The sequence below is a fragment of the Roseibium hamelinense genome, from assembly GCF_007830545.1.
Lineage (GTDB): Bacteria > Pseudomonadota > Alphaproteobacteria > Rhizobiales > Stappiaceae > Roseibium > Roseibium hamelinense.
Window position 1 is genome coordinate 58,237 of record NZ_VLLF01000013.1, and the last position, 26,083, is coordinate 84,319.

At 57.6% G+C, this 26,083-nt stretch carries 28 protein-coding genes and 1 pseudogene; 19 read left to right on the forward strand and 10 right to left on the reverse strand.

What is annotated here, in order from left to right:
- The first annotated feature begins 105 nt into the window (after positions 1–105).
- The 12 genes from JM93_RS20805 to JM93_RS20860 all read left to right on the forward strand — a co-directional run bounded on the left by JM93_RS20805 (position 106) and on the right by JM93_RS20860 (position 11,316).
- The gene (locus JM93_RS20805) at positions 106–600 is read left to right on the forward strand and encodes an NUDIX hydrolase (protein WP_145347471.1); all 495 of its coding nucleotides are present in this window, start codon (positions 106–108) and stop codon (positions 598–600) included.
- Complete coding sequence (locus JM93_RS20810; protein ID WP_145347473.1) at positions 600–1,604, forward strand: NAD(P)H-dependent glycerol-3-phosphate dehydrogenase; 1,005 nt, start codon at positions 600–602, stop codon at positions 1,602–1,604. Before JM93_RS20805 ends, JM93_RS20810 begins: the two co-directional genes overlap by 1 nt.
- 76 nt (positions 1,605–1,680) lie before the next feature.
- Complete coding sequence (locus tag JM93_RS20815; protein ID WP_145347475.1) at positions 1,681–1,971, forward strand: YciI-like protein; 291 nt, start codon at positions 1,681–1,683, stop codon at positions 1,969–1,971.
- On the forward strand, positions 1,972–2,397 hold the full coding sequence (locus JM93_RS20820) for an EVE domain-containing protein (RefSeq protein ID WP_145347477.1): 426 nt from the start codon (positions 1,972–1,974) through the stop codon (positions 2,395–2,397).
- Complete coding sequence (locus tag JM93_RS20825) at positions 2,394–3,095, forward strand: class I SAM-dependent methyltransferase (RefSeq protein WP_145347479.1); 702 nt, start codon at positions 2,394–2,396, stop codon at positions 3,093–3,095. Before JM93_RS20820 ends, JM93_RS20825 begins: the two co-directional genes overlap by 4 nt.
- Before the next feature lie 156 nt (positions 3,096–3,251).
- Positions 3,252–4,664: a hypothetical protein gene (locus tag JM93_RS20830; protein ID WP_145347481.1), complete on the forward strand. Its 1,413-nt coding sequence runs from the start codon at positions 3,252–3,254 to the stop codon at positions 4,662–4,664.
- Between the two features lie 133 nt (positions 4,665–4,797).
- A complete protein-coding gene (locus JM93_RS20835) occupies positions 4,798–5,970 on the forward strand; it encodes a M20 aminoacylase family protein (RefSeq protein ID WP_145347483.1) in 1,173 nt (390 codons plus the stop codon).
- A 63-nt stretch (positions 5,971–6,033) separates the two neighbouring features.
- The gene (locus JM93_RS20840) at positions 6,034–6,828 is read left to right on the forward strand and encodes an AlbA family DNA-binding domain-containing protein (protein ID WP_145347485.1); all 795 of its coding nucleotides are present in this window, start codon (positions 6,034–6,036) and stop codon (positions 6,826–6,828) included.
- A 174-nt stretch (positions 6,829–7,002) separates the two neighbouring features.
- Positions 7,003–8,115 (forward strand): 3-isopropylmalate dehydrogenase, encoded by a 1,113-nt coding sequence (leuB, locus tag JM93_RS20845; protein ID WP_145347487.1) that lies wholly within the window; start codon positions 7,003–7,005, stop codon positions 8,113–8,115.
- Between the two features lie 78 nt (positions 8,116–8,193).
- Positions 8,194–8,610 carry a hypothetical protein gene (locus JM93_RS20850; protein WP_145347489.1) on the forward strand — a complete coding sequence of 139 codons (417 nt, stop codon included), beginning with the start codon at positions 8,194–8,196 and terminating at the stop codon, positions 8,608–8,610.
- A complete protein-coding gene (locus JM93_RS20855; RefSeq protein WP_145347491.1) occupies positions 8,610–9,002 on the forward strand; it encodes a VOC family protein in 393 nt (130 codons plus the stop codon). Before JM93_RS20850 ends, JM93_RS20855 begins: the two co-directional genes overlap by 1 nt.
- 163 nt (positions 9,003–9,165) lie before the next feature.
- Positions 9,166–11,316: a methyl-accepting chemotaxis protein gene (locus tag JM93_RS20860; protein WP_145347493.1), complete on the forward strand. Its 2,151-nt coding sequence runs from the start codon at positions 9,166–9,168 to the stop codon at positions 11,314–11,316.
- A gap of 52 nt (positions 11,317–11,368) precedes the next feature.
- Here the strand turns inward: JM93_RS20860 and JM93_RS20865 are convergent, their stop codons facing one another.
- Entirely contained in the window at positions 11,369–13,582 is a 2,214-nt protein-coding gene (locus JM93_RS20865) for an esterase-like activity of phytase family protein (RefSeq protein ID WP_145347495.1), read from the reverse strand.
- Between the two features lie 284 nt (positions 13,583–13,866).
- Here JM93_RS20865 and JM93_RS20870 point away from each other — a divergent pair, with 284 nt between their 5' ends.
- From JM93_RS20870 to JM93_RS22225, 3 genes and pseudogenes are all read left to right on the forward strand, one after another.
- Positions 13,867–14,940, forward strand: coding sequence for a pyridoxal-phosphate dependent enzyme (locus JM93_RS20870; protein ID WP_145347497.1), 1,074 nt, complete (start codon positions 13,867–13,869; stop codon positions 14,938–14,940).
- Complete coding sequence (locus tag JM93_RS20875) at positions 14,933–16,075, forward strand: M24 family metallopeptidase (protein WP_145347499.1); 1,143 nt, start codon at positions 14,933–14,935, stop codon at positions 16,073–16,075. The genes JM93_RS20870 and JM93_RS20875 overlap by 8 nt, the downstream gene beginning before the upstream one ends.
- A gap of 120 nt (positions 16,076–16,195) precedes the next feature.
- A pseudogene (locus JM93_RS22225) lies at positions 16,196–16,294 on the forward strand (maleate cis-trans isomerase family protein); the annotation flags it as partial.
- Positions 16,295–16,359: 65 nt separating this feature from the next.
- Here JM93_RS22225 and JM93_RS20880 read toward each other — a convergent pair.
- Positions 16,360–16,875: an arsenate reductase ArsC gene (locus tag JM93_RS20880; RefSeq protein ID WP_145347501.1), complete on the reverse strand. Its 516-nt coding sequence runs from the start codon at positions 16,873–16,875 to the stop codon at positions 16,360–16,362.
- Between the two features lie 304 nt (positions 16,876–17,179).
- Here JM93_RS20880 and JM93_RS21830 point away from each other — a divergent pair, with 304 nt between their 5' ends.
- The 3 genes from JM93_RS21830 (at position 17,180) to JM93_RS20890 (ending at position 19,404) form a co-directional block, all read left to right on the forward strand.
- On the forward strand, positions 17,180–17,317 hold the full coding sequence (locus JM93_RS21830; protein ID WP_155197338.1) for a hypothetical protein: 138 nt from the start codon (positions 17,180–17,182) through the stop codon (positions 17,315–17,317).
- A gap of 96 nt (positions 17,318–17,413) precedes the next feature.
- Positions 17,414–18,448: an aspartate-semialdehyde dehydrogenase gene (locus tag JM93_RS20885; protein ID WP_145347503.1), complete on the forward strand. Its 1,035-nt coding sequence runs from the start codon at positions 17,414–17,416 to the stop codon at positions 18,446–18,448.
- Positions 18,449–18,510: 62 nt separating this feature from the next.
- Entirely contained in the window at positions 18,511–19,404 is an 894-nt protein-coding gene (locus tag JM93_RS20890; RefSeq protein WP_145347505.1) for a DMT family transporter, read from the forward strand.
- A gap of 9 nt (positions 19,405–19,413) precedes the next feature.
- Here JM93_RS20890 and JM93_RS20895 read toward each other — a convergent pair whose 3' ends face one another.
- The 8 genes from JM93_RS20895 to JM93_RS20930 form a co-directional block, all read right to left on the reverse strand.
- Positions 19,414–19,800: a hypothetical protein gene (locus JM93_RS20895; RefSeq protein ID WP_145347507.1), complete on the reverse strand. Its 387-nt coding sequence runs from the start codon at positions 19,798–19,800 to the stop codon at positions 19,414–19,416.
- A 46-nt stretch (positions 19,801–19,846) separates the two neighbouring features.
- Positions 19,847–20,356, reverse strand: coding sequence for a DinB family protein (locus JM93_RS20900; RefSeq protein WP_145347509.1), 510 nt, complete (start codon positions 20,354–20,356; stop codon positions 19,847–19,849).
- A 10-nt stretch (positions 20,357–20,366) separates the two neighbouring features.
- Positions 20,367–21,041, reverse strand: a complete 675-nt coding sequence (locus JM93_RS20905) for a carbonic anhydrase (RefSeq protein WP_145347511.1) — start codon at positions 21,039–21,041, stop codon at positions 20,367–20,369.
- A 104-nt stretch (positions 21,042–21,145) separates the two neighbouring features.
- On the reverse strand, positions 21,146–21,457 hold the full coding sequence (locus JM93_RS20910; protein ID WP_145347513.1) for a DUF3240 family protein: 312 nt from the start codon (positions 21,455–21,457) through the stop codon (positions 21,146–21,148).
- Between the two features lie 6 nt (positions 21,458–21,463).
- A complete protein-coding gene (locus JM93_RS20915; RefSeq protein ID WP_145347515.1) occupies positions 21,464–22,453 on the reverse strand; it encodes a sodium-dependent bicarbonate transport family permease in 990 nt (329 codons plus the stop codon).
- 204 nt (positions 22,454–22,657) lie between these two features.
- Positions 22,658–23,041: a hypothetical protein gene (locus JM93_RS20920; protein WP_145347517.1), complete on the reverse strand. Its 384-nt coding sequence runs from the start codon at positions 23,039–23,041 to the stop codon at positions 22,658–22,660.
- 185 nt (positions 23,042–23,226) lie between these two features.
- On the reverse strand, positions 23,227–23,586 hold the full coding sequence (locus JM93_RS20925) for a hypothetical protein (RefSeq protein WP_145347519.1): 360 nt from the start codon (positions 23,584–23,586) through the stop codon (positions 23,227–23,229).
- Between the two features lie 153 nt (positions 23,587–23,739).
- A complete protein-coding gene (locus JM93_RS20930) occupies positions 23,740–24,630 on the reverse strand; it encodes a LysR family transcriptional regulator (RefSeq protein ID WP_170230788.1) in 891 nt (296 codons plus the stop codon).
- A gap of 120 nt (positions 24,631–24,750) precedes the next feature.
- Between JM93_RS20930 and JM93_RS20935 the strand changes: the two genes are divergently transcribed.
- On the forward strand, positions 24,751–25,614 hold the full coding sequence (locus tag JM93_RS20935) for an NmrA family NAD(P)-binding protein (protein ID WP_145347523.1): 864 nt from the start codon (positions 24,751–24,753) through the stop codon (positions 25,612–25,614).
- Positions 25,615–26,083 lie beyond the last annotated feature (469 nt).

Sequence of the window (26,083 nt, forward strand, 5' to 3'; positions counted from 1 at the left end):
GCGCGAGGTGTCTTGAGAACCTGTCGGAAATTGCATTGTACAGCCTTTGCCCCTTGAGACGGGCCTGTTAGGACTTCACCGAGGCAGCCCGTGGGATTCGTTTCTATGAACGTCTATTTTAAGGCCTATGTTTACTTGACCTGCAAGGACCGGCTGCTCGTGTTTGAAGAGCCCGACAATCCCGAAATCGGCCTTCAGGTACCAGGCGGGACTGTCGATCCGGGCGAAAGTTTTTTGCAAGGCGCACGACGCGAATTCAGCGAAGAAACCGGTTTGAAGCTCGACACGGCATTCGAGCATTTTGCGGATCAGGTGCTTCCGTTCGGTCTCCAAGACGACAATACGAGTCCGATTACCACGCTACAACGGCCAATCACGGGAAAACACGTTCGTAAACACTTCCATGCAGTTGTTTCCGAGCCACCGGCAGAAGAATGGGAGCATTTCGAGATGACGCCAAGCGTCGGCGGCGAACCGATCCGGTTCAGGCTGTTCTGGCTTGCCCTTGACGACCCCAGAGCGAGTGATCCTTCCGCTTTCTTTGCAGCCTTTGGAGCCCCGATTGCCCAACTCCGGCAGAAAATGAAGGAGAGACGCTGATGCAGAGGATCCAATCTGTCGGTGTGATTGGTGGCGGCGCTTGGGGAACCGCCCTTGCCCTGACAGCCGCACGTGCCGGGCGAAAAGCGATTTTGTGGGCACGGGATGCAAATACCGTTTCTGATATTAGGGCCCGTCAGCAAAATCCTCGTTATCTGCATGGGATTACCTTTGATGAGGAAATCGAAGCGACCACTGTCCTGACGGATCTTGTTTCGGTCGATGCGGTGCTGTTGGTCACCCCGGCGCAAACAACACGCCCTATGCTGCAGGAACTTTCCAGGCTTGGCGCTTTTAAGATGCCGCTATTGCTTTGTGCGAAAGGTTTTGAACGCCAAACCGGCAAACTGTTGTCTCAAATCGTCTCGGAGGAACTGCCCGGCACACCGGCGGGTGTTCTGTCGGGCCCGTCATTTGCCGAGGATGTTGCTAAAGGGCTCCCGACAGCCGTTACGATTGCGATCGACTCCCAGGAGCTGGGCCACGCCCTTTGCTTGGCGCTGGCTGCACCGGCATTCCGGCCCTACGCATCGACCGATGTGGTGGGCACGCAAATCGGCGGCGCTTTGAAAAATGTTCTGGCCATTGCCTGCGGAGCTGTTGCCGGCCGCAAACTAGGCGCAAGTGCACAAGCTGCCCTGACCGCCAGAGGATTTGCGGAATTGACCCGATTGGGCGTTGCGATGGATGCCAAACCGGAAACACTCACCGGTCTGTCCGGTCTCGGGGACTTGGTACTGACCTGCTCATCAACCCAATCACGCAACTTCAGCTTTGGTAAAAAGCTTGGAGAAGGGCACAAGGCGGCCGACCTCCTGCTCCAGAGTGACAAACTTGCGGAAGGCGCGTTTTCTGCGCGAGTGGCGCTGGATATCGGCAGACGGCACAAAGTGGACCTGCCGATCTGCGAAACAGTCTCCCGGATGATTGACGGAGACCTGGACGTGGACGAAGCGCTGACGGCCCTGATGTCCCGCCCGTTGAAACCAGAGGCAAGTTCTTGAGCTCGAATGCCATTGAGTTCTGTTTGAAGGGCACATAGTTTCACCGCTGACATTTTCTCGCGAGGATTGGGCGACAATGCTTTATGCACTCATCTGCACCGACAAACCGGGCGCGCATCAAGTCAGGCTGGACAACCGTCCGGCACACATCGATTTCCTGAAAGGCCTTGGCGACAGCCTGAAAGCCGCGGGACCGTTTCTGGACGATGACGGCAATATGACTGGTTCGCTGGTCATTGTAGAGGCGTCCAACCGCGACGAGATCCTCGCGTTTTCACAGGAAGATCCGTATGCTAAGGCTGGCCTGTTCGAAAGCGTAGAAATTCGTCCTTGGAACTGGGCGGTAAAGAACCCGGAGGCGTCGTAAGTGCAATACTGGCTGATCAAATCCGAGCCCGACAAATGGTCATGGGACCAGCAAAAGGCTAAGGGCGACGAGGGCGAACAGTGGGACGGCATTCGAAACTACCAGGCCCGCAACAACATGCGGAAAATGGAGATCGGCGACCGGGCATTCTTTTACCATTCAAATATCGGTAAGGAAGTTGTCGGCATCGTCGAGGTGTGCAGTGAAATCCACCCGGACACGACGACAGACGATCCGCGCTGGGAGTGCGTGGATTTCAAAGCCGTCTGCGATATGCCCAAGCCCGTGACCTTGGCGGATGTGAAAGCTGAACCGCAGCTGTCGAACATGTCACTTGTCACCTCAATGCGCCTTTCAGTGCAGCCCGTCACCGAAGAAGAATGGAAAATCGTGTGTGAAATGGGCGACCTAAAGGAAGAGGTGTGACAGCCGACGGCACAACTCCTGAGCCTGCCGGAAATTCGGGCCGGATATCCGACCCGGCCGCCTTCATCAGATCTGAGACAAAAATCAAAACCGTTCCGCACGCGGAGGAGATTCGGCTGCACCTTGCCGACGAGGCCATGTCTTTATGGCTCAAGACGGAGGACGAGCTTGGCGAACTCGGTCTGCCTCCGCCCTTTTGGGCTTTTGCCTGGGCGGGAGGACAGGGTCTTGCGCGGTATATTCTTGATCACCCGGCATCCGTAATTGGCAAATCTGTTATGGATTTTGCCAGCGGATCCGGACTGGTCGGCATTGCGGCCATGATGGCGGGCGCTCGCAGCTGCATTTGCGCAGATATTGATCCATTCGCGGAGATTGCCGGCCGCCTGAATGCCGATCTAAACCAGGTAACCTTGATCCACACGCGCACAGACGTTTTGGACGGGCCACCGCCAAATGTGGACCTGGTGTTTTCAGGCGATGTTTTCTACGACAAACCAATGGCGGAGCGTGTGCTCGCTTTTCTCGACCGGGCAAGATGCAACGGTTCGGACGTCTTGATCGGCGACCCTGGGCGCAGCTACCTCCCTAAGAACCGGCTGCAAGAACTGGCCAGTTACTCAGTACCCATTGTTGGCGCACTGGAAGACAGCGAGATCAAAAAGACCAGCATTTTTCGCCTGCAGCCGCGCCAATAGAAAAACCAGGCGATCAACCCAGACAAGACACCAGAAGACGCAAGAGATCAGGGGAAACCCTACGTAAATCATGGATTGTGTGTTGCTCTTGACACCAAAGCCTGACGATACTGGTGCGCAAGTGAGCGTGGTTCGTTTTCGGCCCTCAAGCGACCAATGTGCCAAGGGAGGTGCAGTCTGTCCCGGGAACTCAAGTCAGCCGTATCGTCTCTGAACAGTCTCACCATTGTCGGGCTTGCCGTTTTGGCGATCGCCTCCGGTATTTACACCTATATTGGTGTCCGCGGCTTGCTGAACGGCTCGAATTTCCTGGTATCCAGTGCGGCTATTGCCTATTCCGTAGCAGTTTCCATCGGCATCTATATGTTTTGGAGCTATATGCTCCGCATCCTTCCTTTGCTGACCACCACCCGAGCGAAATTTCAGATGTGCATTGCCATGGGGATCGGTTGCGTCGCAATCGTTGCGATCTCTTCATGGCTGAACGCAGCAGCCCTCGCAGGATCCGCTGCTGTCGAACAGAACCTGGCCGAAACGGTTGAAGATTATCAGGAATCCCTGAAATCCGCCTATGAAAACGCGCTTGCCGTTCAAGGCATACTTCCGGATCTGGAACGGGCCGCCGACAACTTTGAACAAATCGCCGCCAGAGAGCTTAACCTGGGCGCCTTGACCGGCCGGGCCGGTTCGGGAACAGTTGCCCAGTTGCTTTCTCAAACGGCACAAAACCTAAGGATACTCGAAGAGCAGGTCATCAACTCGCGGAGCGACGTCGAACTGCTGTACGAGGAAGGCACCCGCGACCTAACGATTATGCGCGAATTGGTGTCGTCGCCCGGAGAGGTTGATGCCCGCGCAGTAGAGTTCGCACAAGCCGCCTCCAGCGTTTCGGGTATCGTCGCCCAACTGAACCAGAACTCTCTGGCCCCCGCCGTGAAGCGTGCGGCAGAAAACCTGAACCGTGGCTTCGTGATTCCGGTAGCAACCGGTCAAAGCGCAGCAATGCGGGATCTGCAACGCCAGGCCGTGACCTCCATCAAACAGAGCCTTGCGGAGCAATCGGAAATCCTGGTCAAAGCCGCCGACACCGTTTTGGCACAAGAGGCGGTGCAGACCCCGCGCTACGTTCCTTTGTCACCTGCAGAGGCCGTCCTAAAATACTGGTCGAGCTTCATTCCCTCCTGGGCCGGCGCTATTTCGATCGATCTTCTCCCACTGGTAATTGTCCTGTGCCACACCATCGTTTACTCCGCGATCCGCCGGCATGAAGACCCCTTGCCAATCGAGGAGACGATAACGCTGCAGGACATGGAAACGACCCTTGGCGCGATCGCCCGCATCCAAAAACAGGCGAATGCAAGCACAGCGACGCCAGACGGCCGGCGCATGGCTGCAGTCGAAAAAACAATTGCAACGGCCCGCCAAAGCAGCTCTGTCAGCGATATTAAGGATCCCTTGGAAGCCCTGACTGTTGCTCCTCCGGAAAAACCGGCGGCCCCATTCATGGCACCCTTGCGCTACATTGTTCCGCGCAAAAAGAAAAACACGGGCCCAACCCGCAAACATTGAATACCCCTTCAATTTTCGCGGTTTTCGGACTTCCTCCTTCGAAAAACAGCAGCATGTTGCGGATCGACCTTGAGCAATCGGTACCGATGCCCGATACAGGATAGTGTTGTGCTTCGTACCCAAGGAGACCCGCATGCCCATCGTCAATCGCCTGGCTGAATTTGCAGAGGAAGTAACGGCCTGGCGTCACGATTTCCATGAAAACCCCGAAACCCTTTATGATACAGTACGCACGAGCGCCCGTGTCGCTGAGCTGCTTGAGAGCTTCGGGGTCGACGAAGTAACCACGGGCATCGGCAAAACTGGCGTGGTTGGAGTGATCAAGGGCCGCAATGGCGGCGCCGGCAAAAGCGTTGGCCTGCGCGCGGACATGGACGCGCTGCCAATTGAGGAAGCGACAGGCAAACCCTACGCCTCCAAGATCCCCGGCAAAATGCATGCGTGTGGCCATGACGGTCATACAGCAATGCTGCTCGGTGCTGCGAAATATCTCGCCGAAACCCGCAACTTCGACGGGACCGTGATTGTGATTTTCCAACCAGCCGAAGAAGGCGGAGCCGGCGCGAAAGCTATGATCGACGACGGCCTGATGACCCGCTGGCATATGGATGAAGTCTACGGCATGCACAACTACCCCGGTCTGCCGGTCGGCGAGTTTGCCATCCGCAAGGGCGGCATCATGGCCGCAACAGACACATTTGAAGTTACGATATCCGGACGGGGTGGCCATGCGGCAAAGCCGAACGAAACGATCGACCCGATCGTCGCTGGCAGCCATATCGTCAGCGCCCTCCAAACCATCGCCAGCCGGAACGCCAATCCGCTTCATGCGGTTGTCGTGTCTGTCACTGTTTTCCAAGCCGGCAGCGCCTATAACGTGATCCCGCAAACCGCAACGCTACGCGGGACGATCCGAACGCTCGACAATGACGTGCGCGCACTCGCGGAGAAGCGTTTCAAGTCAATTACGGCCACCATAGCGGAAAGCTTTGGAGCAACCGCCACCATAGAATTTCAGCGCGGGTATCCGGTCACGGCAAATCATGACGCACAGACCGATTTTGCCACAACGGTTGCCCGCAGCATCGCAGGCCATGACAAGGTCGAGACCAACATCCACCCAATGATGGGTGGCGAGGATTTTTCCTATATGCTTTTAGAGCGTCCAGGCGCATTCATTTTCGCTGGCAATGGCGACAGTGCCGGGCTGCACCATCCCGAATATGACTTTAATGACGATCTGATCCCGGTCGGATGCTCCTATTGGGTCAAGCTGGTGGAGACGGCGCTTCCGGCCTCCGCCTGATACACCAGGATTTAAATACGCCGGCTCATCCGGGCGTATTCATCAAAACCAGAGGCCGAGGCCATGCTCCCGTTTGCAGCCAGCCGCGTATCGATGATGGCGTCCTATCTCTTCCTCGGCGCGCTTGTCGGCATTTTGCTTATCCATCCGCTGAATCTGACGGTGGTTTGGTTCGAATTGGCGCGGTTTTCGGAAACAGCTCCGAGCTTTATGGAGTTCATGCAGGCCAGGCTTTGGTTTATGGTATTGCCGCGCCACATGGACGTTGCGCTTGCCTATGCCGTCATCGGCGCGCTCGTCGGCGCGGCCTTTGGTGTCTTCACCCGCAACTATGTCACGACGGCAAAGGCATACCAGTCGCTAAGGGAAGAACAGACCGCCCTTATTCCGGACATCATCAAGCGCGGGGAGAGCTCGAAGGTCGAGTTCAAATCGTCGCTGCGATGGGATGTCAATGAAAACAGGGTAAACCGGGGTCTTGAGAAAGTTATCGCAAAGACAGTGGCCGGCTTTTTCAACGGAGAAGGAGGCTATCTGGTCATCGGTGTGGATGACAACGGTCAAGTCCTGGGCCTTGCCAAGGATCTGACGACCCTCAAACAGCCAAATGTCGATGCCTTTAAGAGGTCGGTCAATGATGTCGTGACAAAGTTTCTAGGCGGCGACCTGTGCCCTTACATTCACACCGTTTTTGCCAAAATCGGCGAAGACGACGTCGCAATGGTTATCGTGCGGCCCGCCCCGCGCGCGGTATACATGGAAGAAGGCAAATCCTCGACGTTCTATGTAAGAAGCGGCAATTCCACCCGGCAGCTCGACGTCCGCGAAGCCCTTAATTACGCAAGCAAACGCTGGTAATGTGGCGGCCTTGGAAACAGTTTGGCCAAGTTTCCAGTCGGCGCTTCCCTCGGGGAATAGTTGAACCGGCGTCCGGGTCCAATTGAAGTCTTCGCAACAGCATTGCGCTTGTCATCCCCAGCCTGAGCCTTTAACCCGATGCATACTGTTCAAGACATGCGGGATGGAACGTCTATGGCTTCTCATAATCTTCTGCTTCTTCCAGGTGATGGCATCGGTCCGGAAATCATGGAAGAGGTCAAAAAGGTCATTTCCTGGTTCAATGCCAATGGCGGTACGGATTTCACGACCGAAGAAGGGCTTGTTGGCGGCTCGGCATATGACGCGCACGGCCAATCCATTTCCGAAGAAGACATGGCCAAGGCAATGTCAGCGGATGCCGTCATTTTCGGCGCAGTTGGCGGCCCCAAATGGGACGACGTTCCCTATGACGTTCGTCCCGAAGCCGGTCTGCTGCGCCTGCGAAAAGACATGGAACTGTTCGCCAACCTGCGTCCGGCGATCTGTTATCCGGCGCTCGCAGACGCCTCTTCATTGAAGAAGGACGTGATTGAAGGGCTGGATATCCTGATCGTCCGTGAACTGACCGGCGGTGTTTATTTCGGCGAGCCGAAAGAAATCACTGATCTCGGCAATGGACAAAAGCGTGGCGTCGATACCCAAGTGTATGACACCTATGAAATCGAGCGCATTTCCAAGGTGGCGTTCGAACTCGCCCGCACACGGAACAACAAGGTGTGTTCCATGGAAAAACGGAACGTCATGAAGTCCGGCGTTCTGTGGAACGAAGTCGTCACTCAGACCCACAAGAACGGCTTTGAAGACGTCACGCTTGAGCACATGCTGGCCGATGCCGGCGGTATGCAACTGGTGCGCTGGCCGAAACAATTCGACGTTATCGTAACAGACAACCTGTTCGGCGACATGCTGTCCGATGTGGCCGCCATGCTGACCGGCTCGCTCGGCATGCTGCCGTCTGCCTCGCTGGGCGCGCCGGACGCGAAGACCGGCAAACGCAAAGCGCTTTATGAACCGGTACATGGCTCGGCCCCTGACATCGCCGGAACAGGTGCAGCGAACCCGATCGCGATGATCGCAAGCTTTGGCATGGCCTTGCGGTATTCGTTTGAAATGGTTGAGGCGGCTGACCTGCTGGACAAGGCCATTGCCAACACACTGGATAAAGGCTTGCGCACGAAAGACATCGCAGCCGGTGGCGAAACAACTGTCAATACAACCGAGATGGGCGAAGCAATCATTGCCGAACTGGATGCTTTGAGCGCGTGATTGGACTAATTTTCATCCGGCCGCTGGCGGGTATCCGCCGGCGGCCGGTTTTATTTAGGTTTGGGGATCAACAAGACGATGGAAGACAAGATCGGCCCCTTTCTGGGCAATTGGATTTTGGATCCGGACGAGAGCGAATTCGAACAAGGCGATCCACCGAAAAGCGCGACCTTGAAAATCGAAGACAACTTCGGCATGGCCGTGTTCACGATGAACCAGGTCGGTGCAGATGGCGAAGTGACCAATGACCGGTTCGAAGCGGTACCGGACGGACCGGAGGTGAAACTCGGAAAAAGCGGGCTCGTGGATGCCATGCGGCTGGTGTTCCAGGGCGACCGGAACCTGGTTTCTGAGGCCAGACGCGGCGGGTTGACAATCATGAAGGCTGACCGCGAGCTGTCTGAAGACGGCAGCACCCTGACAGTGACGCAAACGGTCCATTTGGTGGACGTTGCAAGCTTTGAAAACGTGTCCGTTTATCGCCGGGCTCAGTGATGGTCCAGTTTATCTCCGCAATAGCGCTTGTTGTCCCGTGCTACGAGGCTGCGAAGTCCTTTTACGTAGATAAGCTGGGCTTTGTTCTGATCGAGGATACGGTACTGTCTGATACCAAACGCTGGGTCATCGTCGCCCCCAACGAAACCGCGCAGACGCGCCTTCTTCTGGCGAAGGCTGATGCCGAGGCGCAACTGTCTGCTATTGGCAATCAAACAGGCGGGCGTGTTTTTTTGTTTTTGGAAACACATGATTTTGAAGCTGACATGCGGAAAATGACAGCTGCAGGTGTGAAGTTTCTGGAAAATCCCAGACATGAGAACTACGGAAAAGTCGTCGTGTTTGAAGATCCATTTGTCAACAAATGGGACCTCATCCAAAAACACAAATAGCCCCTATTTTTACTAAGTAAATTTTATCAAACATTAAATATTATATTGATAAATACTACTTGATACAGATTTATTTCTGCATATTATTTATGCAAAACACGTTTAGATTTAATATTTGATTCATTGCACCCAAGCACCCTTTGCATATTGTGTGGAGGCCTGCATGTGGAACTCAATCTCTGTCAAATTCAAAATACCGGCCGCAATTTTATGTGGCGCAATGCTGGTCGGGATCGGGATCGGTATCAGCAGCTACTTCACAGCAGCGCGGGAAATCCACCTCCTTACAGAGCACAGACTGCAAGCTGTCGCTGAAAATCGCCGCTTTGAACTGGAAGACTATCTAGAGGCCATCAAGACCGACCTGAAACTGGTCAGCGAACTACCGTTCACCGCGGATGCTCTCACAGCCTTTAAGGTCGCATGGATGGATATTTCTGGCGACAAGACAAGCGCCCTCAAAAAAGCGTACATCTCCAATAATCCGCACCCGCTTGGCGAAAAACACCTTCTTGACAGCGCAAACGACAATCCAGCCTATGATATCGTGCATCAGACCTTCCATCCCTGGTTCCGGGAGCTGCTGATTGATCGCGGCTACTACGACATCTTCCTGTTCAATAAGGAAGGAGACCTCGTCTACACGGTCTTCAAGGAGGAGGATTTTGCAACCAACTTCATGCCTGGGGGCCCATGGGCTGAAACCGATCTTGGAAATGCGTTCCGGGCTGCACTGAACGGGCCTGACAACGAGGTTCATTTCTACGACTTCGCCCCCTATCAGCCAAGCTATGGAGCACCAGCCAGTTTCATTTCGCGGCCCGTTGTTGCCGGCGGCGAAAAAATTGGGGTGCTTGTTTTTCAAATGCCGATTGACAAGATCAACGAGCTAATGGACCGCACGACCGGGCTTGGAGAAACTGGCGAGACTTTGATCGTCGGGCCGGATGGCTTTTTGCGCAACAATTCGCGGTTCACTGAAGAGAACGATATCCTCACCCGCCGGCTTGCGGTCGAAACCGGGCCAACGGTTACCTGGCATACCAACACTTGGCGCGGCATGAACATGCTAGCCATGACAGCGGACCTGAACCTGTTCGGCACGCGCTGGAACGTTGTTGCGCTTCAAGCTGAAACTGAAGCCATGGCCGCGCTGGCAAAGATGAAAGTTTGGATGTTCGGAGCAGCAGCTGTCTTGCTGATTCTTGCGCTCTCGACAGGGATGTTGCTTGCCCGTTCGATCACCCGGCCACTTGGTACCATCATTGAAAATATACGCCACCTTGTGGCCGGACGGCTCGATGTGCAGCTGCCGGACACCGCCCGGCGCGATGAGCTTGGCGAAATGGAACGAGCGCTCATAAAATTCCAGGAAAATGCCGTCTACTGCGAAAAAATGGAGGCTGAAAGCGCGGCACGCGCCGATAGGGAAGTACGCCGTCGCGCAGACATGGAAGCTGTTGTGCAGCAATTCCAGCAACGTATTCACGCAATTCAGCAAGACCTGACCGGTCAAACCGGTGTCATGTCGCAAACCGCCAAGTCAATCGTCACCTTAGCGCAGAACGCCACAGAAGCGGCGGACGGTGCCTTGTCTGCCACAAAAGCATCTGATGACGGTGTTCAAGCTTCCGCAACAGCGGCAGAAGAGTTGCGCATTTCGGTCAACGAAATCAACCAACACACCGGCAAGGCTCTCAAAATCACGCAGTCCGCAGCCGATGTTGCCCGGAAAACCGACCACGACGTTAGCGAACTTTCTGCTGCTGCAGAAAAAATCGGCGAGGTGATCAGCATGATTCGAGACATCGCGGAAAAAACCAACCTGCTTGCCTTGAATGCGACGATAGAAGCTGCCCGGGCGGGAGAGGCAGGCCGCGGTTTTGCTGTTGTGGCCGCCGAGGTCAAGGACCTGTCGACGCAGACTGCGCGGGCTACAGACGAGATTTCAGCCCAAGTCACCGGTGTGCAGCATTCCACTGAAACCGCCGTGGCCGCGATCCGCGCCATTGGCGACAGCATGCAGGACGTTCAGGACGTGACCACCGCGATCGCTTCCGCCGTTGAACAGCAAGGCGCAGCCACCGGCGAAATTAGCCAGTCCATGTCAGTGGCTGCCAGAGGCAGCGCAACCGCTTCGGAAAACGTCTCAAACCTGACAACGGCGATTGGTCAGGCGCAGGATGATTCAACACGCGTGGCAAAAACGGCCAACGCGCTTTCGAAGGTTAGTGCCGATCTGGATGGAGCCGTTGAGGCATTTTTGGCAGCGCCGGTCTGGCAAAGCCGTCCGAAGGCGCATTCCAAAACATAAAAAAACCCGGCGGAGAAACCGCCGGGTCCGATTTTGAGGCGTGCCGCAGAACTTAGTTCAGGCGGGTCGCAGGACCCAAGTTGATCAGCTGGGTTTCGCCCGGCGCGTCGTCGACACCGTCGTTGTCGGTGATCAGGATCAGATGGCCGTCCGCGGTGATCGCCAGGCCTTCAGGCTTGTCGAGGATCCAGCCCTTTGCCGCTGCCATGTGCGGCAGGATATCCATCGCCATGCGCTTTTGAAGAACCGGCAGGTCTTCGCCATAAGCAGCCGGTGTTACGCCATCCATGGATACAACGGTGATCTGCTTGATCGCCGCATCTTCACCACCCTTGTTGTCACGCTCCAGGATGGCGAACCGGCCATCGCCGAGAGACACGATTTCCGACAGGCCGACCCAGCCGCCAGCCGGGCTGGCCGGTGCATCGAGCGGATAGTGGACAAAGCCCCAGGTCTCGTCAGCCGGATTGTAGAGCGCCAGCTTCACGAAGCCCTTCGGATCGTCCTTCCACTCGCGCTGAACGGCAACGGCCACCATCGGCTCACCGTTCATTTCGAACTCGGTGACACCTTCAAAGGAGAAACGCTCGGCCTGGGCGACGAGCTCGTCCGGAAGCGTGATTTCCGTCTCAACCGCACCATCCGTGCCGACCTTCAGAAGCAGGTGGCCGCGCTCATTGTCCGGATGGCCTTCGGACGCCAGCCAGAACCCGCCATCAGATGCGACGGCGATACCTTCAAGGTCAAGACGCTCCTGGCCTGCACCGGTCACGGTGACATAGGAGGTGATGGTGGCAGGTGAAGTGGAAATGTCGATCGTGTAGATCCGCGCTTCGTCGTAGAAACTGTCGCTCACCGCATAGAGGGTGTTGGTATTGTTTGGGTCAGCGGCGAGGCCCGACAGAGCGCCCCAGCCGATCGGCGCACTCTTTTCCGGATCCATCGCCGAGACGATGGACGGATAGGCCGGCGCATCGGCGCCGAACTGATAAAGACCCACATGGGCCCGCACACCGTCTTCGTCGACTTCGTTGGCAACCAAAAACAGATCGCGCTGCGGAATGGTCAAAAGACCTTCCGGGCCGACATGGGTCGGCAGCAGCTGGACAAACTCCGGCTCACCGCCGGTGTCACGATAGACAGTGACGAAGTTGCCGCGCTCCGAGTTGACGAAAATCATTGTTTCGCCGCCAAACTCACCAACTGCAACGCCTTCGGGCTCGGTGCCTTTCTTGGACGCCCGCTTGGCCGGGTAATGACCGTGCGACATGCCGATATGTTCCATCTGGTCGCCACTGTCGAACAACACTTCGCCGGTCTTGCTCCAGATGGTGAAGCCACGGGATCCGCCTTCATAATCGCCTTCGTTGGCGGTCACGAAGCGGTCATTGTCGATCCAGGCCACCGCGTCCGGTTCACGCGGAACGTCCGCGATCGAACCGGAAGCGTCGCTCATCCGCGCTTTCGTCACCGGGATGTTGTCAACGCTCACGGCACCGGCGGAGAAATGCGCGGTGACCTCACCGGTCGCCAGATCGACCACGGCAAGGTGGTTGTTCTCCTGCATCGCGACAACAGCTTCGTTGTTGCCGTTGATGGACACAAACTCCGGCTCCGGGTCGGACCCGGCAACTTCGGCAAGGCCGGTCAGGTCCACGATGCGGACGCTGTCGCAGTTGGTGACCTGGCCTTCGCCATCCAGATCGAAAACGGCAAGGTGACCGGCCGGCATTTGCGGGATCACGCCGTCGTTTAGATCTTCGTCGCGCTCGTTTTCGATCGCAACGGCAACAAAACGCCCGTCCTCGGAAATAGCAACCGCATCCGGTTGGCCTTGCGCGTCACAGCTCGCGGTGACTTCCAGCGTTTCTGGATCGATGACGGCGAGATGGCCGGAGGCGTTGATGAAGTCTTCGCTGGTGTTCACACCGGCATAGGCGGCATGCGCACCGAAGGCAACGGAGGTTGGCTCACCGCCCAGATCCGCGCGGCCGATCGGCTGGATGTTGACCGGGTTGGTCGCATTGACGAAGACAATAGCTTCACCAGGGCTGTCGGTGAAGGCCAGCGTGCGGCCGTCCTTGGAAGCGGCAATAATCTCAGCCACCGTTTCGGTCGACAGGTCAGCACCTTCCGGGAGCGTCTTGTAGACCGGGTAGGAGTTGATCCGCTCGAAGAAAGACGCTGCGTTTGCGGCCGCGCCTCCCATGCCGAGCGCAACGGCCAGGCTGACGCCGACCATGAGCTTTTTGCGCAAGCTTCTCATGCTAAATCCCCGTTAATCTCGATAAAATTCACGATTTCGCTGCGGAACGCTAGGGCTGTGCGATGGAGGTTCGGTGACAGTTGTTTGAAGTTTTCATGAAACTTTGCCGGGTAATTTTCCAGACATTCCAAATCTGAATTGCATCATCTGCCGGACGCCTTTCATCCCTCAAGGGTCCTGCACGCCCGGCCATTGTCCCGCATGGCTGTTTTTCGGCTTGTTGTTGGACGCGAAGACTGTTCCTGTGGGGGGCTCGCAATCAATAAGCAGGTGAGGACGCGGTTTTGATAAATCCATGGCGTGGCAATGGCCTTCCCAAATCCGCACTCCTTGCCGAGGGCGGCATTGCAACAGATGGCGCCGGTCCCCGCTCTCTGTTTCAAGCTTGTCCGAAGGCGGCAGCGACACCGCTTGAAAGCCGGCCGGACCTCGCCGCTGAGCTGTGCATCGGCGCTCTCTACCTCAAAGACGAACGTGGCCGTATGGGGCTTGGCAGTTTCAAGGCCCTTGGTGCCGCCTATGCCATCGCCAAAGAAGCGGACCGGCTGGTTCAAAGCGGCACCGCACGCAGTCATGAAAATGCGCTGAGCGGACGAACCTATGTATGCGCCAGCGCTGGCAATCACGGCCTGTCGCTCGCTGCGGGAGCCCCTCTATTCGGGGCAAAGGCCGCCGTTTTCATAGCTGACACGGTTCCCGAGGCCTTTGCGGAGCGCTTGCGGGCCAAGGGGGCGGCAGTTGTCCGCTCGGGCTCCACCTATGAAGAAAGCATGGCCGAAGCCGGACGACAGGCCGCAGAAAACGGCTGGGAACTTCTGCCCGACAGCACATGGCCCGGCATGACCCGGCCCGGCCATGATGTGATGGAAGGCTATCTGATCATGGGCGATGAAGTTGTAGGTCAGGTTCCCCAAGCACCGACGCATGTTTTCCTGCAGGCCGGTGTTGGTGGGCTTGCTGCCGCCTGCGCGGCCAGTGCCCGCGCCGCTTGGGGTGATGACGTGTGCATCATCATTGTCGAGCCCAAAGCCGCACCCGCCTTGCTTGACAGCATCAAGGCGGGAGAACCCGTCATCGCGCCGGGCCCGGTGTCCAATATGGGGCGGCTGGACTGCAAGGAGCCCTCGCATTTGGCGCTAAAGTATCTGGCCAAGGAGGCGGACGGGTTTGTGACCATCTCCGATACCGAGGCACGGGAAACCGCGGATTGGCTGGGCGGAAAGGATCTGGCGACAACACCCTCCGGGGCAGCAGGGGTTGCAGCCTTAAGGCATGGCGGCGCGCAGCTCTCGGGGTTCGGTTTGACCCCGCAATCGCGGGTCCTGTGTTACCTTTCCGAAGGGCCAGAGGATGTCTGAGCCCGACTTTCCCGAAAGCGAGTTCGCAGACCGGCTCGAGAGAGCCCAAAGGCTGATGGCCGGCGACAATCTGGATGCCCTGCTCCTGACAACAGAACCGGAAATCAGATATTTCTCCGGGTTCAGAACGCTCTTTTGGCAAAGTCCGACGCGACCGTGGTTCCTGATCGTGCCCTCGAGCGGAAAACCGATTGCGGTGATCCCCGAAATCGGCGCGGCTCTGATGGCCCGGACCTGGATCGAGGATATCCGCACGTTTGCCTCACCCGCCCCCCAAAACGAAGCCCTGCCGATACTCGCCGGCCTCCTGAAAACAAAGGCCCGCATCGGCCTGCCCATGAGCGGAGAAAGCCAGCTTCGCTTGCCGCTCAATGATTTTCAGGAGCTGACACACAGCCTTGCGGGGTGCGAGCTTGCCGATGCCGCGCCGTTGATCCAGACGCTTCGCCATATCAAGTCAGAACGTGAGATCGCGCTGATCCGGCAGATCTGTTTGATCGCCTGCGATGCGTTCGACGCGGTGCCCCAACAGATCCATGCCGGGATGACGCTGAAAGATGCCTTCCGGGCCTTCCGGATCGACCTGCTGCGGCGGGGTGCCGATGACGTGCCCTATCTTGTCGGCGGCGCCGGGCCGGACGGCTACGGAGACATCATTTCTCCGCCGGACGGGACGCATCTGGCCACAGGCGATGTGTTCATGATGGACACAGGCGCGACCCTGAACGGGTATTTCTGCGACTTCGACCGCAATTTCAGTGTCGGCCCCGCTTCGGAAATCGCGGCAAGAGCCCATGCAACACTTGTCAGGGCCACGCAAGCCGCATTCGAGACGGCGCGGCCCGGACGCACATTCGCCGATCTGTTTCAAACAATGGCAAAGGTGCTTCAAGACGAAGGCGGTCAGGTCGGACGGATGGGGCACGGGCTCGGCATGCAACTCACCGAGACACCCTCGATAGCGCCCTTCGACACCACCGTTCTGGAGGCCGGCATGGTCCTGACACTCGAGCCGGGGCTCACCACGACCGAGGGCCGCATGATGGTGCACGAGGAAAACATCGTAATCCGGGAGGACGGGGCCGAGTTTCTCACCCGCCCCACCGGGCCAGAGCTGCCTATGATCGGCTTATAGACGAGAGGAAGCGGCCACGTTGATGCAGTCCTACATCAGACCCACCCCAAGGCCCGGATCACGGGAAGCTCGGTCAAGACAGCGGTTGTCGAGCTTGCCGCCGCCCCTGAAATCGAGGCCGTGTTCACGCCTTGCACCAACCTCCGCACGTTCAGCATCATTGAGGCGTGCGAGGCAGCCCTCGGCCAGCCGGTGATCAGCAGCAATTCGGCACTCGCCTGGCATTTGCTGACTTTGGCCGGCCTGTCGACAAGAGAAGCCGGGCCAGGCCGGTTGTTTGCAGCTCAAGCGGCCGGTTCGGCCATAGTTGCCTTGCCGATGTCGTCGAGCTTTTTCTGCAAGGACAGCTTGTCGAGCGACTTGATTGGCAAGTTAACGAAAATCGAGATCCTGTTGTTCAGCATCCGGAACGCGTCGCTGTAAGCGAGTTCACGTTCGGCCTTGTTGCCTTCGGCGGCAGCCGGGTCGGCAACTCCCCAATGTGCGGACATCGGCTGACCGGGCCAAACCGGGCAACTCTCTTTTGCGGCCTGGTCGCATACGGTGAAAACGAAATCCATTTCCGGAGCATCCGGGCCTGAGAATTCGTCCCAGCTTTTCGACCGAAGGTCGTCGGTTTTGTAGTTCATGCGCGCCAGCAACTCGAGCGTCTCTGGCCGGACTTCGCCCGTGGGGAAAGAACCGGCCGAATATGCCTTGAACCACCCTTGACCTTCCCGATTCATGATGGCTTCAGCCATGATGGAACGCGCAGAGTTTCCTGTGCACAGGAAAAGAACATTGTAGATTGATCCGGACATGCGCTTCACTCCCAACTCTCATTGTCTCAAAGCATGTGCCCGCCGCATTCAAATATGACGGGGTTTGGCCTGCTGCGGCAGAGGGACTCTTGTCACTTCCAATGGCCCAACCCTTATTTCAATATATCAAGAATTATCGAAATATATAGTGTTTTGTTTGGCTCCTCTGCGGGAGATGCTTCATCGCCCCCGCAAAATCCATTCACCGGTCCGATTGGCGGCGGTTCCGCATCAAAACGGTTGACAAGTGCCCATTGACGGGCAAGAACACGCCGTCTCGAATTCAACGTGATTGCGAAGCAGTATGAAGCGGTTGACCGCTGACATTTTGACCTTGATGAGCCAGGCCGTTTCCGACGTGACATTCTCACGTGGGGCAGCCCGCGCCGTGCGGTCGACTGCAACCAAACGCACAACCACGACCACAAAGACCACCGCTTAACGGTGCCGCTCGTCCCGCACTCCCCGGGGATGGGGGGTGCCGAAAGGCCGATTGCGCGGGCAACGGCGGAGCGGGGAGACGGACGAGGAATTTCAAATGGGTTACAAGATCGCAATTGCAGGCGCGACCGGAAATGTCGGCCGTGAAATGCTGGACATTCTCGCCGAGCGCGGTTTTCCGGCGGACGAAGTCGTCGCGCTGGCATCCCGCCGCTCGCAAGGCACCGAGGTTTCCTTCGGCGACAAGACGCTGAAGGTCCAGACCATGGAGAACTATGACTTCTCCGACACGGACATCTGCCTGATGTCCGCAGGCGGCGACATTTCGAAGGAATGGTCTCCGCGGATCGGCGCCAAGGGCTGCGTTGTCATCGACAACTCGTCCGCATGGCGCTACGACTCCGAAGTGCCGCTGATCGTTCCGGAAGTGAATGCCGACGCCATCACCGGCTTTACCAAGAAGAACATCATCGCCAATCCGAACTGCTCTACAGCGCAGCTGGTTGTCGCGCTGAAGCCGCTACACGATCATGCGAAGATCAAACGCATTGTCGTGTCCACCTACCAGTCGGTGTCTGGCGGCGGCAAGGAAGCGATGGAAGAGCTGTTCAACCAGACCCGCGCCGTTTTCGTGAACGATCCGATCGAGCCGGAAAAATTCACCAAACGGATCGCCTTCAACGTGATCCCGCACATCGATAGCTTCATGGAAGACGGTTACACCAAGGAAGAATGGAAGGTGCTGGCCGAAACCAAGAAGATGCTGGACCCGGCGATCAAGGTGACATGCACGGCCGTGCGCGTTCCGGTCTTCATCGGCCACTCAGAAAGCGTCAACATCGAGTTTGAAAACGAGATTACGGCTGAAGAAGCCCGCAACATCCTGCGCGAAGCACCGGGCTGCCTCGTCATCGACAAGCAGGAAGACGGCGGCTACATCACGCCCTACGAATCTGCCGGTGAAGATGCGACTTACATCAGCCGCATCCGCGAAGACGCGACGGTTGAGAATGGCCTCAACATGTGGGTGGTCTCCGACAACCTGCGCAAGGGCGCGGCCCTCAACACGGTGCAGATCGCTGAGGTTCTGGTGAACCGCGGTCTGATCACCCCGAAAAAGGCAGCAGCCTAAGAACTATCCAAGCGGGCGCCATCCGGCGCCCGTTTTTCGTTTCCCCTCCCGGTCCTTCTGGCATGTTCATTTATGAAGCTGCGGCCATCGGTGCGGCATCCCTGTGGGCCATTGCCGGGCTGATATCGGCCGGTCCATCCCAGCATCTTGGCGCCATCGCCTTCAACCGGACCCGCATGGGTCTGGTGTTCCTGATGCTGGCCGGCTACGTGGCGCTGACAAGTGGTTGGGGATCGATCAGCCCGGATCACTATATGCCGCTGGTTCTGTCCGGCTTTATCGGCATCTTTCTCGGCGATACGGCGCTGTTTCTGACCCTCAACCGCATGGGCCCGCGCCGGACGGCAATGCTGTTTTCGCTCAATGCCCCGATGTCGGTCATCCTGGGCTGGCTGTTTCTGTCGGAAACGCTAACGACGGCACAGATATTCGGGATTGCCCTCACCTTCTCCGGCGTTTTGCTCGCCATCCGCTTCGGCAAGCGCCCCTCTCAGCTGCATCAGTGGGAAAGCATCCGCGGCCCGCTCTGGGCCGGTGTCTTGCTCGGGCTGGGCGCAGCGCTCTCGCAATCCATCGGCTCCTTGATTGCCCGGCCCGTGATGGAGACCGGCGCCGATCCGGTGGCAGCCTCCAGCATCCGTGTCGGGGTCGCAGCGCTCGGGCTCCTCCTCTTGACCCAATTGCCCTTTGCCTGGGTCAAGTCGGCCGGAAAACTGACCGCCGGAACATTGGCGCTCATTGCCTTGTCCGGACTGATCGGCATGGGGATCGGCATGACGCTGATCCTGTTCGCGCTGACCGGCGGCGAAGTCGGCATCATCGCGACGCTTTCGGCAACGACCCCCGCTCTCATGCTGCCGCTGCTGTGGTGGCGCACGAAGGAGATCCCGGCCCTCGGCGCTTGGGCGGGCGCTGCACTGGTGGTCGTGGGCAGTGCGCTGCTGTTTATGAACTAAGCGCCAGTCTCATTCGCATGCGCGCATGGTTTTACCGTTATAGGTCAGCCACTTGCCAGTGTCTGTATCTTCAAACAGCAAGATTTCAGGGGCGTCGGGAACCTCGGCAATCGACGGGATGACCGCAACAACAAAGCCATTCGGTGGCAGGGTTCGGCCAAAATAGCTGAAGGATGACATCGCCGGAGCCTCAACCGTGTCAATGTTGACCCGCAGATCCATGAATTCATTGTCTTCCGTCGGCGGCCCAGCATATTCGACGGTGACTTTTTCAGGCAGACCATCTCCGTCAGAACAGTAGCTGCCACCCTCGATCCCTTGCGCAAACACCACCTGCGCGCTGGCCAGAAACCAAAAACCGAACAGCAGCGTGAAACAAACTGGGCTCGTGTTCATGCCCATCTCCTTTGAAACCGGCCCAACTCCGGAGATGCACCGGCGCCTATTCCGCCAGTTCCAGATCCGGCATAAATGGCAAGTCCGTCACCCCGATATCAATGCCCGCCTGTGTCAAAAGCGTCGAAATCTGGCCCCGATGGTGCGTTTGATGATTGAACATGTGGATCACCAAAAGCCATTTTGGGCGGACCTTGGTGACACCGCGCGTGTTCGTCCATTCCAGGTCTTGGGCCAGCCACTCCGGCGTCAGCGTATCGGCGAAGGCAATAATATCACCGGCGATTGCCAAATGAGCAGATTTAAGAGCCTCGAAATCAGCATAAAGATCAACGCCCATGCCCTTGATCTCATATGGATGTCCCGTAAACCGGCTCATCCATGCGCGATCCGCAAACAAAATATGGTTGAGGGTCGAGTGGACAGACTTGAAGAATGCGCCCTGATCCCGCTTCCGCTCCTCGTCGGTCATTTGGCCTGAGGCAGCATATAGTTTTTCGGTCATCCAAAGATTGTAGACGGCCATCCGCCTGCAAAGGTTCGGATCGGCACACATGCGAAGCACCCTATTCTGCGGCCACGACTGGCAGCGGCTGCTGCGTTTCCGTTCCGGCTTGCGCGAAACGCAGCGTGTCCGGATCCATGGTACGCAGCTCGCCGGACCCGATGTCGAACCAGGCGCCATGCAAATCAAGGTTCCCGGCCTCGACGGCGTCGCGGACAAACGGGAAGGTCAGGAGGTTCTTCAAGGATTGCCGCACACCGGCATATTCCATAGCCAATTGCGGATCGTCGATCCGGTCAACTGGCATGCAGGCCATGGCAATCGCTGCAGGCTCCAGCAGCTTGATCCAGCGGCCTATGAAATTGCCGTCCAGCGTGTCCCGGTTGACGGTTTCCCGGAAGGCACAAATGCCGCCGCATTTTGCGTGACCTAAAACAACAATGTGCTTCACGTGAAGAGCGGTCACGGCATATTCGATGGCCGCGCTTGTGCCGTGCTGACCGTCGGTCGCCTCGAAAGGCGGAACGAGATTGGCAACGTTGCGCACCACAAACAATTCGCCCGGTCCGACATTGAACACCCCTTCCGGGGTTACCCGGCTATCGCAGCAGGATATGACCATGACCTCTGGCTGCTGGCCGTAAATGGCCAGATGCTCATGCGTTTGACGATAGCGCACGAACCCTTTTTCCAGGTACCGGCCATAGCCGGCCAGCAAATTCGGCGGAAACGTCAATTGGCCTCTCCAGACTTTGGAATGCGCATCCGTTGCACATTAAAAGATCTGGCAGAAACCGCCTAGATAAGGTCAATTACCTAGATACCTCCGGAGCAATCCGCCTAAAATCGCTCAGCACGCAGAACCTCGCAGTCGCTCACGGATACGACGCCGATGTGGCGTTTGACCACTTTGAACGCTGCTTCCAGCAATTCATCCAGCCGTTCCTCGCGGATGATGCAGATCACGGCGACCATACCACCGGCTCTCGAAATCTGACCTTCCCGGCTCCAGCGGCCGGATCGCCCACTGCCGCCCAGGACCGGCAGGACTGTGAAGCCTGTTACACCGGCCCCTTCAAGCGCAGAGGTCAAACGTTCCTCCATCGGGGCTTCAATGATGATCTCGACCCGTTTCGCCGTGTTGGTGTCCATATCGGGTTATCCTCCCAGTGCGGTTGCGAGCGATAAATACAGCGGAATACCGATCGTCAAATTGAACGGAAAGGTCACGCCGAGGGACATTGTCAGATAAATTGAAGGATTCGCCTCCGGCAGGGCCACACGCATGGCCGCCGGAACCGCGATATAAGACGCTGAGGCGGACAGGGTCATCAACAACACGGCGCCCCCGATCGACAGCCCAATCGTCAAGGCGGCGGCCAGGCCAAACAAACTCCCGATGACCGGCATCAAGACCCCAAACCCGATCAATCCCGGTGTCAGCACCTTGCTGCTGGAGCGCAAGCCACGCCCTGCCACAAGTCCCATATCGAGCAAAAACAGGCAAAGGACGCCTTTGAAAGGCGAGACAATAAAGCTCTCGATTTCGGCAAGCCCCTCCTTGCCGGTAATCAGGCCGATCAGGAACGACCCGACCAGCAGAACGATTGAGCCGTTCAGCAGGATTTCTCTCAACAGGCCGTCGCTGTCTTCCCCGCTTCCGCTGCTTCTGTTGCCGCCCCGGCTGGCGAGCCAGAGCGCGGACAGAATCGCCGGTGCTTCCATGGCAGCCGCCACTGCCACCATATAGCCCTCACTGGCCATGCCCTGGCTTTGAAGCACGGAAGTCGCCGCAACAAATGTGACGATCGAAATCGAGCCGTAGTGCCCGGCAACGGCTGCAGCATCGGTCTGGTTCAGCCGGGTCATCACCTTCAACAACGCAAATGCGATGAGCGGCAGGGCAAAGGACAGAACAACACCGGCGGCAAGCGTCAGCAGCAGGGTCTGGTCGATACCGTGATCGCTTACGCTTACACCGCCCTTGTAGCCGATCGCAAAAAGCAGGTAGATCGACAGAGCCTTGGCGGCGGCCTCCGGTACGGTCAGATCGGATTTCAGAAAGGAAGCCAGAAGCCCGAGGGCGAAGAAAAGAATGATTGGCGACAAAAGATTGTCGGCTGCAAGTCCGATGATCGTTTCGAGCACGCGCAATACCTTTCTAAATCGCGGTTCGCGATTTCTGCACACAGGATCGCAAAATACGAAAAAATGCGTAAGTTTCGCTGGTATATGCGCGCCCTTATTGGCGTTCAAGCACAAAGGCGCATCTGTTGCGCATTCTAGGCATCCAGAACCGTCGCCCGCACCTTGGAAACGCGCGGATGCCTGTTCTGAGTGCCACAGGCTGGTTTACGTGGCCACATTCACTTCGTGCTGTTCAATTTCGCCGCGATGATCTTCATAGGCATGGCGCACGGCTTCTGCGCTTTGCTTTTCAGGGGGCTCGGTACGGGGCAGCGCGCTCACCGGCTTGCTGGCCGTTTTTGCCGCGTGCTGTGCTGCGGCCGTGTAAGCGGCCACACCGTCGAGGCGGTGATCTTCCTGATGATGATCGTCAATCAGGACCGCCGGCGTCTCTGTGTCAGATCCGGTCTGGTCTTCGGGGCGCTGCGCCTTTGACTCTTTACCACGCTCTTCATCCGGTTCCCGTTCCTGCCTTTGGCGATCGGGCGGATATTCGGTCGCATGCGCCACGACTTGGGCCGCTACGGGCCGTTCAATCGTCGATGGCATGATGGCCTCCTGGCCTATTCTAGCATGAAGCCTCCTTCTGGAGGATCGCTTTCATAAAATCACAAGGATTGGTTAACAATTAATTACGTTGCGGAATGCAGTGCGCAGGCTTGCACTCGGCTTATATTGCGGCCGGTATTCAGGTTCAGCCCGGACCTCGGGTTTCAAATGCCTTCGGCGGATGACTAATCGACCACACGGAACCGCACACCTTCAGAACTGATGTACCGATTGTTTCCCAGCCGCTGAAAACTAACGCAGCTGGTCCCTTTGGCTGGACCGCGTGGAAATGTTGAACATATCTGGTTGCCTCGTGCACGCCAGGTCCCATCCACTGAACCAAGCAGCGCGCGCGCCGAAACAACGCCGCTGGGTTTGTAGCGCATCGTCACCTGCATCCCGAATTTGTAAGTGACGATGGTTCTGTTCAGCATTTCTGCCTGTATTTCCTGGGCAGTCAAAGTGCTCGCAATCGCCGGCATTGGAGCCAATGCACCGGTCAGAAACATGGCTCCGGCCAAGGCAAGGGGCGCTGTCACGTTCATGATGCCTCTCCTCCCAAACGAAGATTTCCCGCAGCGGCCGGTCTACGCCCGCACACAAAGAACAAATAGCGCCCGCATATGGCTGTTCAACGCAACGGACGCATTTGTCAGGTTCTGAACTGCATCGTCATCAGATCTTTGTGTCCATCGGGCTTAGCTCTGCACCAAACAGGCCGATTTGATCATCCGCCGGAGCCACTGATGGGCGGGATCCTTGGTAAAGCGTTGATGCCAGATCTGCGAGACCGAGAAGTGCGGCATACCGAGTTCTTTCGGTGGCGCGACGAGTTCGAGATCCTCGGTCATGACTTGAGCGGCAAGCATTTCCGGCACTGTGATGATTAGGTCGGTAGGGGCGATCACGGCGCTGATTGTCATGAAATGCGCGACCCGGAGGGCGATTGTCCGTTTCAATCCGTGTTCGTTCAAAATGTCGTCGATCCGGCCACCGCCTTTCCCGGTAATGCTCAACAAGGCATGTGTGGCGCCGGCGTAGTCCTCAAGGCTCAGGGTCTTTGCCGCAAGCGGGTGCCCCTTGCGCATGAGGCACACCTGCCGGTCCTGAAAAAGCGCCTGACTGGCGACGTTTTCCAGCACCGGCCCGTCATTCACAACACCGAAGCCGAGGGAGATATGCCCCTCGCACATCTGTTGGACACCACTCGCGGACAGGTTCTCGATATCGATCTGGACCCCCGGTGCCAGATTCACCAGCTGGCCTAAAACGGGCGGCAGCAAGGTCTGCGCCAGATAGTCTGGGGCCATAATGCGAAAGTGATCCTGTGCCTTTGCCGGATCAAACACCTTGGGCGTAAACACGCTCGAGACCTGGGCAAGCGCTTCACGGACCGGAGCACGAAGGGCCTCCGCGCGCGGCGTCAGAACCATGCCGCGGCCGGAGCGGACCAAAAGCGGATCCTTGAGCGCATGCTGCAGCCGGTTGAGGGCGCGGCTCATCGCCGGCTGCGACAGGTTCACCAAAACCGCCGCCTTGCTGACGCTCTCCGTTTCCAGAAGAGCGTCCAGCGCCTTCAGGAGATTCAAGTCGACGTTTTTTACATTCGTTTGATGCATATATAAAATATAAAACATGCATTGGATGAATGCAAAGGGGTTCCTTAGGTTTCAGGCATCGAACTGACCCAAACCAAAGGAGACTACATCATGTTCGTTATTTCAGGTGCTACCGGAAACACCGGTTCCGTTGTTGCTCAAACCCTGCTCGATCAGGGACAAGCTGTCCGGGTGATCGTGCGCACCGCCGAAAAGGGCGAGGCCTGGAAAGCAAAGGGCGCGGAGGTTGCCGTTGCAGATCTGCTCGACACCGCCGCCATGACCAAGGCGCTTGACGGCGCAAGCGGTGCCTACTTCCTGCTGCCGCCGGATCTTGCCGATGAGGATTTCCTAGGCCTCAGCCGCAAACGCGCAGAAGCGATCGTGGATGCGGCCAAGGCGGCCCGGCTGCCGCATGCAGCAATTCTGTCATCGGTCGGCGCCCAACATGCCGACAAGGTCGGCCCGATCGCGACAATCGCGTATCTTGAGAAACTGTTCACCGAAGCCTCCATTCCGCTCACGGCCATTCGGCCCGGCTATTTCCTGGAAAACATACAGGACGTCATGCCCGCGGTTCTGCATGAAGACATTTTTCCCAGCATGATCCTGCCGCTCGACTTCAAGGTCGACATGGTGGCTACCCAGGACATCGGCCGTGCAATTGCCGACGCACTTGCCAATCCACCATCGGTCCCGCACCGGGTAATCGAACTGAAAGGCGCGGCACAGTACTCGGCCGAAGACGTTGCGGCCGCCCTGTCCAAATCGCTCAATCGTACGATCACGGCGGTTCCGGTGCCACAGGAAGCCTGGGTCGATGTCTTGAAGGAAAATGGCCTGTCGCAGCAATCGGCGGAGAGCATTTCGGAGATGAATGCGAACATCGCAAATGGCCGGATCGCCTTTCTCGACGATAATGCCCGCAAAGGCTCCATTGATCTTCAAACCTTTGTCGACAAGCTCGTGGCTTGAACCGTTCACTGCGCAAGCAGCCAGCACGAAAAGCGCCGCGAGGGTTTCCTCCGGCGTTTTGTTTGGAAATCCCCTGCAAGATACAGGAGTGGCGGGACGCGTCAGGCCCCTGCCTGCGCATCTTGAGACAAATAGTGTTTCTTCGGCATGGCCTGACGGCCCCGCCCGGGCTGTTTTGTGTGACAGGACAGCCGAACTCCGAACCAGGACAGGATAACCACGACGCCGAATTGACCGGCACCCGAGGCCGCACAGCACACCCGGAATGGATAGACTGCTCAGGTACAGCTGTTTGCCCTGAGGCCTGTCACCGGACCCCGGACGGATTGCGTTACCATCCCCCCGTGAGCCCACGCCCGGCCCGCTCCCCCGTAAAGGACGGTCCCCCACGGAGCCCTTTGAGCAGGCGGGGCAAGTATAGGGGCAGGGCGAAGGGGCGTGGACAAGTTTTCTGTTTGTCAGGAGGGGG